This is a genomic window from Variovorax sp. P2_H12 (genome assembly GCF_056403395.1).
This window is the reverse complement of record NZ_JBFUFO010000038.1, coordinates 1-12,209: the sequence shown is the minus strand read 5'-3', so window position 1 is coordinate 12,209 and position 12,209 is coordinate 1. Positions and strand designations below refer to the sequence as shown.

The 12,209-nt window shown below is 64.0% G+C and carries 9 protein-coding genes and 1 pseudogene; 4 read left to right on the top strand and 6 right to left on the bottom strand.

What is annotated here, in order from left to right; translation table 11 throughout:
• Positions 1-36: 36 nt before the first annotated feature.
• Positions 37-1,110: an ABC transporter substrate-binding protein gene (locus AC1DYK_RS26550; RefSeq protein WP_478169023.1), complete on the top strand. Its 1,074-nt coding sequence runs from the start codon at positions 37-39 to the stop codon at positions 1,108-1,110.
• Positions 1,111-1,113: 3 nt separating this feature from the next.
• On the opposite strand, the pseudogene AC1DYK_RS26545 reads toward AC1DYK_RS26550, so the two are convergent.
• Together AC1DYK_RS26545 and ygiD are read right to left on the bottom strand one after the other, a co-directional pair.
• Positions 1,114-1,344, bottom strand: a pseudogene (locus AC1DYK_RS26545) (FAD-binding oxidoreductase); the annotation flags it as partial.
• A gap of 229 nt (positions 1,345-1,573) precedes the next feature.
• Positions 1,574-2,479: a 4,5-DOPA-extradiol-dioxygenase gene (gene ygiD, locus AC1DYK_RS26540; protein WP_478169022.1), complete on the bottom strand. Its 906-nt coding sequence runs from the start codon at positions 2,477-2,479 to the stop codon at positions 1,574-1,576.
• A gap of 279 nt (positions 2,480-2,758) precedes the next feature.
• On the opposite strand from ygiD, the gene AC1DYK_RS26535 reads away from it, so the two are divergent.
• On the top strand, positions 2,759-5,131 hold the full coding sequence (locus AC1DYK_RS26535; RefSeq protein WP_478169021.1) for a DNA polymerase II: 2,373 nt from the start codon (positions 2,759-2,761) through the stop codon (positions 5,129-5,131).
• A gap of 165 nt (positions 5,132-5,296) precedes the next feature.
• On the opposite strand, the gene AC1DYK_RS26530 is transcribed toward AC1DYK_RS26535, so the two are convergent.
• The 4 genes from AC1DYK_RS26530 to AC1DYK_RS26515 all read right to left on the bottom strand — a co-directional run bounded on the left by AC1DYK_RS26530 (position 5,297) and on the right by AC1DYK_RS26515 (position 9,899).
• On the bottom strand, positions 5,297-5,977 hold the full coding sequence (locus tag AC1DYK_RS26530; protein WP_478169020.1) for an ABC transporter ATP-binding protein: 681 nt from the start codon (positions 5,975-5,977) through the stop codon (positions 5,297-5,299).
• Positions 5,978-6,003: 26 nt separating this feature from the next.
• Positions 6,004-7,248, bottom strand: a complete 1,245-nt coding sequence (locus AC1DYK_RS26525; protein WP_478169019.1) for an ABC transporter permease — start codon at positions 7,246-7,248, stop codon at positions 6,004-6,006.
• Between the two features lie 4 nt (positions 7,249-7,252).
• Positions 7,253-8,290, bottom strand: coding sequence for an efflux RND transporter periplasmic adaptor subunit (locus AC1DYK_RS26520; protein WP_478169018.1), 1,038 nt, complete (start codon positions 8,288-8,290; stop codon positions 7,253-7,255).
• 541 nt (positions 8,291-8,831) lie between these two features.
• Complete coding sequence (locus tag AC1DYK_RS26515; protein ID WP_478169017.1) at positions 8,832-9,899, bottom strand: helix-turn-helix domain-containing protein; 1,068 nt, start codon at positions 9,897-9,899, stop codon at positions 8,832-8,834.
• A 189-nt stretch (positions 9,900-10,088) separates the two neighbouring features.
• Here AC1DYK_RS26515 and AC1DYK_RS26510 point away from each other — a divergent pair, with 189 nt between their 5' ends.
• On the top strand, positions 10,089-10,718 hold the full coding sequence (locus tag AC1DYK_RS26510; protein WP_478169016.1) for a hypothetical protein: 630 nt from the start codon (positions 10,089-10,091) through the stop codon (positions 10,716-10,718).
• A 268-nt stretch (positions 10,719-10,986) separates the two neighbouring features.
• Positions 10,987-12,209, top strand: a 1,223-nt coding sequence (locus tag AC1DYK_RS26505) for a DUF1254 domain-containing protein (protein ID WP_478169015.1), incomplete at its 3' end; no start/stop codon positions are given.

Genomic DNA, 12,209 nt, shown 5'->3' with positions numbered 1-12,209 from the left:
CTGCATCCCTCCTTCAACCGCCCCGAAAGAAACATCATGTCCTCTGCCCGCATCGCCCTCCGGCCCCTCGTGCGCCGCTCGTTCTTCACGGTGGCTGCTGTCACCGCCCTGGTTGCCGGCGGCGTGGCTGGCGCCCAGACCAAGACGATCTACATCGGCATGAACGGCGGCACCATGGAGAAGGCGTACACACAGTACGTCTTCCCGGCCTTCGAGAAGCTGAACAACGTCAAGGTCGTGGTGGTGCCCGGCACGTCGTCGGACATTCTGGCCAAGGCGCAGGCCAACAAGGAGCGTCCGCAGATGCACGTGATGTTCCTCGACGACGGCGTGATGGTCCGCGCGATCGGCATGGGGCTGTGCGAGAAGCAGCGCCCGAGCGCCGCGCTCAACGAGATCTACCCGGCCGCGCGCTTCAAGGGCGACATGGCCAGCGGCGTGAGCCTGGGCATGACAGGCCTGGCATACAACGCCAAGATGTTCAAGGAGAAGGGCTGGGCTGCGCCCACCTCGTGGATGGATCTGGCCGACCCCAAGTTCAAGGGCAAGGTGGTGTTCCAGTCGGTCTCGGCGTCGTCCTTCGGCCTGCATGGCTTCCTGATGTTCAACCGCATCCAGGGCGGCAACGACCAGAACGTCGAGCCCGGCTTCAAGGCCTGGCCAACGACGATCGGCCCGAATGTGCTGGAGTACATCCCGAGTTCGGCCAAGATCTCCGAGATGGTGCAGACCGGCGAAGCGGCGATTTTTCCGCTCACGCCGACGGCGGTGGCGGCGCTGAAGACCAAGGGCATCCCGGTCGAATACGCGAACCCCAAGGAAGGCGCGGTCGTGTTGATGGTGGGCCAGTGCGTGATCGCCAACAACAGCGAGCCGGAACTCGCGCAGAAGCTCGCCGAGTTCCTGCTGAGCCCGCTGGCCCAAGCGAACGTGCTGCAGTACGGCAGCCAGATCCCGACCAATCCGAAGGCGCCGGCCGTGGGCGAAGGCGTCGCTCAGGTGGCGGCGATCAACGGCTACATGAAGACGGCGATCACGGTGGACTGGGAGAGCATCAACGCGAACCGGCCGGCGTGGAATGCGCGGTGGAACAAGACCATCGAGCGATAAGGCTCACGCGCGGTGCGGGGCGGCGGTCTCGGCCGGCGCCCGGTCCTTGCGCTTGGCTTGCGGTAGCACCTTTGCAGGGTTCAACAAATTGTTCGGGTCGAGTGCACACTTGATCTGCCACATCAGCTCGGGCTCGACCTCACTCTTGTAGGCGCTCAAGTCGTCGCGCTTGGCCACGCCCACGCCATGCTCGGCCGAGATCGATCCGTTGCGCCGGTGCGCAAGCCCGTCGACCGTGTCCAGCTCGCCAAGCAGGTCGTCGATCGCGGAAAGCACAGATTTCGAATTCATACGTGCTCCTGGCGCGCTCAGCAAGGCGCGCGATCGAAGTCATGCCGCCACACATCGACCACAGCCAGCGCCGGTACGTGGCAGCGAAGAGCATCAAGAACCAGCCGATGGTTGGCTTCTGTCAAGCCGACGAGTATGCGGTTCAATCCGGTTCTTCGTCTCTCGCCGTGCCCTATCCGAACTGGATACAGCGCATGCTGAGCGTCCCAGACTGGAAACCTTCGTAGATGGTTTGCGCGCGCTCCCCGGTGCCGGCGGCGCCCAGGGGGTACAAGAAGGGGTAGTAGTGGTCGGGCGTCGCAACGGCCACCGAAGCGCCTGCTAGCTTGCTGAAGTCGATGAGCGCCTTGTCATCGCGTCCGCGCAGGGCAGACTTCACCGCATCGTCGAAAGATTGAGCCCAGGGGCGGCTCGCGGACAGGGCGTCCGGGACGCCCCGGTCTGTCGCCCGCAGGTTATGCACGATGTTTCCGCTGCCGAGGATGAGCACCCCTTGGTCCCGCAACGCGGCAAGCTCGCGGCCAACGGCGTAGTGGAAGGAGGCCGGCTTGTCGTAGTCGACCGAGAGTTGGAAGACCGGTACGTCCGCCTTGGGGTAGAGGTACTTGAGAACAGTCCACGTGCCGTGGTCCAGGCCCCATTGCTGCGTGGGAACCACGCGGCCCTGGGTCACCAGGCCGGCAGCAACGCGCGCGATGGCCGGGTGACCAGGCGCTGGGTATTCGATATCGAACAGGGCCTGCGGGAAGCCCCCGAAGTCGTGGATGGTCTTGGGCCGCTCCTGGATGCCTACGCCGGTGACCCCCTGCGTGAGCCAGTGCGCCGAGACGCTCAGTATGGCCGTCGGGGTCGGCAAAGCCTTCCCCCACACGACCATTCGGCGCGTGAACTCGTTGTCCTGGATAGCGTTCATCGGGCTGCCGTGGCCAATAAAAATCGTGGGCATGCGGGCCGCAGCCCTGCCTTTCTTCTCGGCGGCAGCGTGCGCGAAGCCAGACACTGCCGCGAGCGCCGCGATGGCGCCGTGCGCTGAAGATTGGAGGAGGAAGCCGCGGCGGCTGGAATCGGCAGAAAACATGTTTTCAGAGAAATTGCTCGAAGGCGCCAGCGGAATTATCACGCCCTCGGCGCTTCTTCCGGCAGCCCCGCCATGCGCAGGCCTTCGGTCAGCAAGTCCAGATCAGCTGCACGCCTGTAGGCTGCGATGGCCCGCACCGATGCCATCGAGAATCCGGGACTGATGCGCCAAACCTCCGCCAACGTTGTGGCGGATCGCCTCGCTCGCGTGGCCCCAACCGGGCGAAAATCGGTCATGCGCAAGCCCGCCTTCCTTTGCCACCCGAATCCTTAAGCTCTCGTGCTCCCCACCGAATTCAAGGGCTTCATCCTCACTCGCCGCTGGCGTGATGTCACGGCCGGCACCGAAATCGAGTACTGGCTGGCAACAGATGCGGGGCCGATGAAAGTGGTCCTGACCGCCCAGACCTCTGTCGCGTTCGTCGAATCGAAGCACAGGGCGGCCGTCGAAGCGCACCTTGCCGCCATGCCAGCGGTGCAAGTGCGTGAGCTTGAGTTGAAGACATTCCATCAGGAAACTGTTGTCGGTGTCTATGCGAGGCACTTCCGCCAACTGGGTCAACTGGCACGCGCTCTCCGGCCACAGGGCATTCCCCTGCTCGAAGCCGACGTGCGCCCGCACGACCGCTACCTGATGGAGCGATTCATCACGGCTGGCGTGCTGGTGGAGGGAGGGAGGGCAGACCGCTCCACCATCGTCGACTGCAAGCTCAAGCCTGCGCCCCATTTCCGGCCGGTGCTGAAAGTGGTGTCGCTGGACATCGAGACGAGTCAAGACGAGGAGCTCTATTCCATTGCGCTCGACGGCAAGGAAGACCGTGTGGTCTTCATGCTGGGCGAGCCACCACCTGAGCCGGGGGAGCCCTTGGACTTCTCGCTCATCTATTGCCCGACCCGCAAGGCCATGCTCGAGAGGCTCAATGACTGGTTCGAGCGGAACGACCCGGACGTCATCATCGGATGGAGCGTCATTCAGTTCGACCTGCGAGTGCTTCAGAAGGCAGCCGACGCGTGTGGGGCAAAGTTCCTTCTCGGGCGAGAGCGTCGGCCCATCGATTGGCGGACCCATCCGGGAAAGCAGGGCTACCTGTTCGCGGCCGTGCCCGGCCGGGTGGTCATCGACGGCATCGATGCACTCAAAGCCGCGTCGAGGAGTTTTCCTTCCTTCAGCCTGGAGGCCGTTTCACAGGAACTGCTGGGCGAGGGCAAGGCCATCGGCGACGAGTACGACAAGATGGCCGAGATCGAGCGGCGGTACCAGGAAGACAAGCCCGCGCTCGCGCTCTACAACATCCGGGACTGCGAGCTGGTTCTGCGCATCTTCGACAAGGCGAGGCTGCTGGAGTTCATGATGGAACGCGCCCACACCACGGGCCTGCAGGCCGATCACTTCGGTGGCTCCATTGCCGCGTTCAGCCACCACTATCTGCCGCGGATGCATCGCCTGGGCTACGTGGCGCCCAACGTGGGCGAGATTCCGAGCAAGGCCTTTCCTGGCGGGTACGTGATGGACTCGAAGCCAGGGTTCTACGATTCTGTCGTGGTCCTGGACTACAAGAGCCTCTACCCCTCGATCATTCGAACGTTCCTGGTCGACCCTGTGGGCTTTGTGGAAGGCTCGAACGCCAGCGACCCGGCAATGGTCATCAAGGGTCCGCGAGGGACCTCGTTCTCGCGCGAGAAGCATTGCCTGCCGGAAATCGTGACCACCCTCTGGCGGGCTCGGGACGAGGCCAAGCTGGCCAGGAACGAGTCGCTGTCGCAAGCCTTGAAGCTGCTCATGAATTCCTTCGCCGGAGTGCTGGGTGCGGCCGACTGCCGCTTCTTCAATCCCCAGGTCGTCTCTGCCGTCACGTTGCGTGGGCACGAGATGATGAAGCTCACGCGCGAATTCGTGGAGAACCGGGGTTACGAGGCGATCTATGGTGACACCGACTCCATCTTCATCTGGCTCAGGCGCACCCACACCATCGAGCAGGCGCACGCCATCGCGGCGAACCTGGTGAGAGACATCAACGACTGGTGGACGCGCACCCTCCGCGAGGAGCACGGGCTGGAGAACTTCCTCGAAATCGAGTTCGACACCCACTACAAGAAGTTCTTCATGCCCACCATTCGTGGCTCGGACGTGGGCAGCAAGAAGCGCTACGCTGGCCTGAGCGTGGACGCTACGGGCAAGGAGGAGATGGTCTACCGCGGCCTGGAGATGGCCCGCAGCGACTGGACCCCGTTGGCGCGCCAGTTCCAGGAGGGTCTGCTTTCGCGCATCTTCCACGGCGACCCTTACAAGGAGTTCGTGACCGACTATGCGCAGTCGATGCTGGCTGGCCGGATGGATGACCTTCTCATCTACAGGAAGCGCTTGCGTCATCAACTCGATGCCTACCTGGTCAACGTGCCGCCGCAGGTCCGCGCCGCACGCATCGCCGACGAGTACAACGGTCGGGTCAACCGACCCAAGCAGTATCAGAAAGGTGGCTGGATTCGTTACGTCATGACTCGAAACGGGCCGGAGCCGCTGGAGACGCGCCATTCCCGCATCGACTACGAACACTACCTGACCAAGCAGCTGCAGCCGATTGCCGACGCCATCCTCCAGCCGATGGGGGAGAATTTCATGGCCCTGACAACCTCACAGCAAGTTCTTTTCTGAGCATCTCCCCAGGTCTTGAACCTCCCGTCGGGGAATCATCACTACGGCGGGTGAGCACATCCGGCCGAACAACGTTCCCTTCGAGATGATCAATCGCGGGCGGCCGCCCATGGTTCATGCGTGTGCCGAACGTACTGCGACGCGCGCGCACCGACCGTCGTGCGGTCATCCCGGCCGCCACGCCATATCGATGCGGCCGTCGACGATACCGATTCGCCGGTCCGCGGCCGAGGCGAAGTCGGCGTCGTGTGTGACGGCGACCACGGTCTTGTTGAACTCGTGAGTCAGGTTGCGCAGGATGTCGCGCACGTTGGTGCTGGCGGCCGAATCGAGGTTGCCGGTTGGCTCGTCGGCGAGGACCACAAGCGGGTCGTTTGCCAGCGCGCGGGCGATCGCCACGCGCTGGCGCTGGCCGCCCGACAATTGGCTTGGCCGCTTGTGGTGCTGGCCCTCCAGCCCGATCCTGTCCAGGAGCTCGCCGGCGCGCGCCCTGGCCGCTTCGATGGAGACGCGGCCGAGCTTGCGCATAGGCAGAGACACGTTGTCGAGCGCGCTGAATTCGGGCAACAGGAAGTGAAACTGGAATACATAGCCCAGCCGCACCAACCGAAAATCGGTGAGCCGGTCCTCATCAAACCCGCTCGTGTCTTCGCCGTCGATCCAGACGCGCCCCTGGGTGGGTGCGTCGAGCAGCCCCAGCAAGTACAGCAGCGAGGACTTGCCGGAACCCGACGGTCCCATCACGCAGACGAATTCGCCGCGTTCAATCTGCAGGCTGACGTCGTTCACCAGCGTGACAGGCACCTCGCCGCCGAGCGTGCGCGTCACGTGTTCGACGCGAATCACGGGGCCGGACGGCGATTGAGCACCACTCACGCCGCACCCCGCAAGATGTCCACCGGACGCACGCGCCCGGCGCGCCGCGCGGGCAGATACGAGGCCGCGACGCACGACAGCATCGCGAACGCCGCCGCCAGCGCATACTGCTCGGCGCCCCAGAACATCGGCAGATGCACGATCTCGGTCACCCCGGGCGGCCTGATCTCGATCTGCTCCATCAGATACATCAGCACCAGGCCAAGCAACTCGCCCAAGGCGCTGCCGATGACTCCGACGATCAGCCCTTCGAGAAGGAAAATGCGGCGCAGGTCGCGCGGATGGAAACCCATCGATTTCATGATGGCAATGTCGCGTGTCTTCTCCATCACGATGGTCGAGATCGTGTTGTAGATGCCAAATGCGGCGACCACCAATATCGCCGAGACCACGCTGTACATGATGAGGTTGCGCACAAGCAGCAGGCTCAGCAGGTCTTCTGAAGCCTCGATCCACGACACGGACTTGTAGCCGGTGGCGGCTTCGATGGTCTGCGCCACGCTTTGCGCCGTGTAGGGGTCGGTGAGTTGGATGATCACTCGGTTGACGCGATTCTCGCGCCCCAGCAGCGACTGCGCCCGCTTGAGAAGCACGAAGGCCTGGGCTTCGTCATAGGCGGCGTTGCCGGTGCGAAAGATACCCACCACGCGCAAGGACCGGCTGGTGCCGTCGGCGGCCAGCACGATCAGTGTGCTGCCCAGGTGCAGGCTGAACTTGTCGACCAGCCCGCGACCGATGACGACGCCGTTGGGATCGGCGGACAGCGCGTCGAGTGAACCCTCGAGCATCTTCTCCTCGATGGTCGTCACATGCTTCATCTTTTCGGGCACCACCCCGGACAAGGTGACCCCCTGCTGGCGTCCGGCGAAGGTCAGCACGGCCGCGTCGGCAAGTACCGGCGCGGCCCGCACACCCGGCAGCGTCTCGATCATGGCGAGCCGTTGCTGCCAGCCGCGGATGCCACGCGTTTCGCGCAGCGGTCGCACGTTGCGCACGCTGACCGCGCCATCCGGCCAACTCAGCGCGGCCGGTTGCACGCGCCCCTGGCGCACATCGTCGTAGACGGTGATGTGCGGACTGTTGTCGACCAGACGCTTGAGGAAGTCGGTCTCCGAGCCGCGCATCAACCCCGACACGGCGAGAAAGAATGCGACGCCGAGCACCACGCCGGTGAGCGAGACCAGCGTTTGCCGTTTGCGGCTCGTCAGGTGCGCCAGCGCGATGTCGAGGGCGATCGCCATGACATCAGTTCCTGGACGATGCCGCCGAAGCCGGCACGCTGCGCGCGCGCTGCCCGTCGCGCAGCGTATCGGGCGGCGACAGCACCACCATCTCGCCATCCGCGAGCCCGGAGGCGATCTCGGTTCGCTCGCCACCGACGACGCCCTTGACCACGGTGCGCCGCTGCAGTCGGCCTTGTGCCAACACCCACACCACATCCGCCTTCAGCGCGCGATTGGGCACCAGCAGCGCGCCTTCACGCCGCGACACGATCAGGTTGGCGTCCATCGTCATGCCGCTTCGCATCGGGCCGGCATCGACCGCCGGTGCGTCGGCCAGCCGGATGCGCACCCGGTAGCTGCGCGAGACCGGGTCGCCCTTGGGCGTGATCTCGCCCACCTCGCCTTCGAACAGGCGGTTGGGCAAGGCATCGCTGCGCATCGAGACCTTCTGGCCCACTTCGACGCGTGCGATGTCTTCTTCGTCGACCTCGGCCGTCACGCGCAACGGTGCACAGCAGGCCAGCGTGAACACCGCTTGGCCGGCAGGCACGAACTGGCCGGCTTCGCCATCGCGGCGCAGTATCACGCCGTCGGCCGGGGCCACGAGCTGGTTGTAGTCGCGCTGCGCTTCGGCCCGCCTGGCCGCTGCTTGCGCGGCACGCAGCTCGCTACGCGTGCGGTCGAGCTCGGCCGGGGCGACGAAGCTCTTCGCCACCAGAACGCGTGTGCGCTCGAACTGGGCCCGCGCCAGCTGTTCGCGCGCGCGCATCTCCTCGACGGTCTGATCAAGGTCAATCGACTCGATGCGCGCCAGCATCTGCCCGCGCTTGACCTTCTCGCCTTCTTGAGCGTCGATCGCCACCAGCCGACCGCCGACGCGCGGCGCCACTGGCACCATCACGGTCGGCTCGACGGTGCCGGTGGCATACACCGCCTCGATGGCGGGGCCACGCGTGGGCAGTGCAACTTCCACGCGCGCGGGCCACTGCCACCAAACGACCACCAGCACCGTCAACACGGCAAGGCCGATGGCGATTCCTGTTTTCCGCTGCAAGCGCATGGTGTGTCAAGAGAGTGCAGATCCGGATGCCATCGCCGCGCCATGGCTGTCGCGGATTGATGCACCTGTGATCAAGCACCTTTCCTCTCGACGAGCACACGCGGCCCCGGGCGAGGAACTGGCGCAATTCGGCCGGAGGCCTCCAGCATCCTGGTGGTTCGATGTCCCGCTGGGTCGATCTGCGGCGCTACTTGAATGGAAGTCGCCCCCGTACCAAAGGCCCCATCTGGATCCCGGTTGTAAATTTGGTAAGCCAGCGTGCCGACGGCGACGAGGAGCACAGCAACGATGACCCGCAGAACGACCCTGTCAACGTCGCGCGCGCGAAATCGGTGGGACTTCATGACGACCCCCTTTCGACGAGTCGTGAATCGTTGCACGGCTTCCGAGATCAGCGCTGTAAGAAGGATGCGCGTCGCGTTGTAACAAGATTTCGTCAATCGCACCGTGCGTCCGCTTTGCGTGTTCGATCGATTCGGACCACCTCAACGAAGGAGAGCTTGAATGACCGAGGTCCTGCGCCTCTTCGACGCGCCGCCGGCTATGAGCCGGAGACCGAAGATTGCGCAAGCTTGCGGAAGTTGCGCTGGTATTCGCTTGGCGTGACGCCTGCGTCGCGCCGGAACGCCCGCGCGAAATTGGCGACGTCGCGAAAGCCGAGCTGGAGGGAGACCTGTTGGACCGTCGCACCTGGCCTCGCCAGGAGTTCCTGTGCCCGCTCGACCCGTACCCGCTGTGAGAGATCACGGAAGTTCAACCCCTCTTTTTTCAGGTTGCGATCGATGGTCCGATCCGAGACGTTCATGCGCTGCGCGATCTCTTCAAGCGTGAGCTGTTGCCCCTGCGTCTCGCGCAGCAGCATCGAGATGTAGGCACCCCATTCGCCGCCAGGCACGGGCCGCCGCTGCAGCACATGCAGCCGCTGCTCGATTTGCTGAACCACTGTGGGCGATGGCATGGGCAGCGGGCGATTCAACAGCTCGCCGTCGAAGACCACGCGGATGCCAGGGAGCGCACCTTCATCGAAGTGGAAACGCGCAGGCGCCAAGCTGGCATAGCGCATTGCATGCGCGGGCGCCGGCATTCCGAGGTGGATGTCGTACGCAATCTCGGAGCCGAACAGCAACCGGACCTGGGTGTGCAGCGAAACGGCGATGGCCTCGATCGCAAAATGCATGGTGCGCAGAGGCATCACGGCCGCAGGGCTGAAGACCACCTCGCCGAGACCCGACCGCCGCGCGTACTTCATCGTGAACAGCGTGATGATGAAGTGATAGTAGCGGCTGGTGAATTGCATGAAGTGGTCCAGGTCGCGGCAGCTGAGCATCGCGTAGCCCATCAGATCGTGCGAATTCAACTTGATCGCCTGCCCGAGTTCGAATCCAAGGTCGGTGCGGCCGGTGAGTCGATAGGCCCACTCGACCAGGGCTTCCACTTCGTTCGGCTCCAGGACGCCGTCGCTTCGTTCGAAACGGGCGGCTTCAACCTTCGCGAGATCGAGCAGGCGCGCGGTATCGACCCCCTGCGTCGCGAGGCGTCCCAGAAGCAGCGAAAGATAGCGAGCCGGCACGGTTTTGGTGGCTCGAGCGCCGCTATTCATCGTCTTCATTCGATGACTCGCTAGGGGTACATGGGGCGGAAATGGTAACAACGCGCTTGCGACTCGACCATCGGAGTCGGCTTCATAGGGTTTCCACCCGGATGTCGCCAACGGACGTGCAGGTGTCGGTTTGGGACTTTGCACAGGGTGCGCGCGCGATCGATCATGCGTCGATCCCCCCACTCATCGAGGAACCACATGGCCATTCTTGGCAACCCGAACCTGGACGTGCGCAAAACCAACCGCGCGATCGACGAGCTCATGGAAGTCACGACCAACCCGCGGCACCGCTTCATGCTCGAGGCCTACTACCGTCACCGCTTTCTCGAGATCGCCGGTCGCTACGAGGAAATCTTCGCGCCGGAGATGACCGCGCCGAACCCCGTCTATCACTTCGAGATGGCGGGCAACCATGCCACATTGGAGGGCACCGAGTCCGTCAAGGGCTTCTATGCACTGTGGGCCCAGACGCACCAGTCGATCTTCTACGCCGAGGACGAGAAGATCGCTGTAGCGGACAACTTCATTGCCTCGGTCAGCACCATGTACCAGCAGACGCACGGCAAGACCCTGAAGGCGAACGGCATCGAGGTCGACGACGAGAACTCGTACTACCTGCTGCGCGTGCCCGGCCTGCAGATGTTCTGGCCCTACGACGAGCGCTGCCGCCTGATCGGGGAAGACGTCTGGGAGCCGAACCCGGCGGCGCGCACGGTCATCAAGCTCGCGCCGTCCGAGGTGCTGACAAGCGAGGCATCGGGCCAGTTGCTCGCGCCGTTCATCAAGCCGTTGCGCGCATTCGACGAAGTGATGCGCCAGGCAGCCTGAACCGGGGCCTGTGGACCCATGCCCGTCGTCGCGCAAGCCCTGTAAGCTGCGCAGCGGCTTGGAATCCGCCGCCATCGATCCTCGATGGAACCTGGTCGTCAAGGGCGCCGAGCGTGTCTCAATTGCCCTGGCCGGCATCCTGTACGTCAGACCAACGTCCATCGAAACTGCCCTTTAGGGCAGTTGCCACCCATTGGAGCCGGTGTCATCCTCACGCGGGCCGTGCCAACAGTGCACGGATCCCGATCTGCAAGTTGGAAGGACAAACATGAAAGCGGAACTGATGAAACGACTGACGGTACTCGCCGCGGTGCTCAGCCTGACAGTTGGCTGCACCAGCAAGGTCGATCCGATCAGCCAAGCGGAGAAGGCCGATGCCGCCAAAGGCGTGGCCGCGCCCAGCATCGCGGAGACCAAGGCGATCGCGGAAGAGGCCTTCGTCTACGGTCTTCCGCTCGTGATGAACTATGCGGTGATGTACGAGTTCGCCGTGGACTCGAAGTCCAGCCAGTTCAAGGCGCCCTTCAACAAGATCAACAACCAGCACCACGTCGCCACCTACGAGGATACGGCGATCGTCACGCCCAACAGCGACACGCCCTATTCCTTTGTCTGGATGGACCTGCGCGCAGAGCCGATGGTGATTTCGGTGCCTGCCGTGGAGAAGCAGCGCTACTACGCCGTGCAACTGGTCGACGGCAATACCTACAACTACGGCTACATCGGCAGCCGCGCCACCGGCAACGCGCCGGGAGACTACATGGTGGTCGGCCCGGACTGGAAGGGCGAGACGCCGGCGGGGATCAAGAAGGTGTTCACGTCGACGACCCCGTTTTCGGTCGCGCTGATCCGCACCCAGCTCATCGACCCCAAGGACATCTCGAACGTCGAGAAGGTGCAGGCCGGCTACCAGGCGCAGCCGCTTTCCGCGTTTCTGAAGCAGCCAGCGCCGCCGGCCGCCCCGGCCGTCACATTCGTACCGGCCACCACTGCCGGGATCAAGCAGAACTACTTCGAGTACCTGGACGCCGCGCTGCAGTACGTGCCGCCCACCCCGGAAGACAAGGACCTGCGGGCCAGGCTCTCGCGCATCGGCATCGGCCCAGGCAAGACCTTCGAGTTCAAGGATCTTTCGCTCGAACACAAGGCCGTCGCTCTGCTGGCCATGAAGGAAGGCGACGAAAAGGTCGAAAAATTTGCGGCCAGCGGGGTGAAGAACATCAATGGCTGGAGCGTCGGTTCGTTCTTTGGCGATCGTGCCTTCTTCAAGGGCGACTGGCTGATGCGCGCTGCCGCGGCCAAGTCCGGCATCTACGGCAACGATCCCGCTGAAGCGACGTATCCCTTCACCCGCGTGACGGCGGCCGGCGAGACCATCGACGCCAGCAAGCACAACTACACGATCACCTTCCCCGCCGGGCAGCTGCCGCCTGTCAACGCCTTCTGGTCGGTGACGATGTACGACGGCAAGAGCCAGCTCCTGATCAAGAA

Excerpts from the sequence above, each read along its gene's own strand:
- AC1DYK_RS26525 (WP_478169019.1), bottom strand. The coding sequence starts at position 7,248 with ATGGCGATCGCCCTCGACATCGCGCTGGCGCACCTGACGAGCCGCAAA.
- AC1DYK_RS26550 (WP_478169023.1), top strand. The coding sequence starts at position 37 with ATGTCCTCTGCCCGCATCGCCCTCCGGCCCCTCGTGCGCCGCTCGTTC.
- AC1DYK_RS26515 (WP_478169017.1), bottom strand. The coding sequence starts at position 9,899 with ATGAAGACGATGAATAGCGGCGCTCGAGCCACCAAAACCGTGCCGGCT.
- ygiD (WP_478169022.1), bottom strand. The coding sequence starts at position 2,479 with ATGTTTTCTGCCGATTCCAGCCGCCGCGGCTTCCTCCTCCAATCTTCA.
- AC1DYK_RS26520 (WP_478169018.1), bottom strand. The coding sequence starts at position 8,290 with ATGCGCTTGCAGCGGAAAACAGGAATCGCCATCGGCCTTGCCGTGTTG.
- AC1DYK_RS26510 (WP_478169016.1), top strand. The coding sequence starts at position 10,089 with ATGGCCATTCTTGGCAACCCGAACCTGGACGTGCGCAAAACCAACCGC.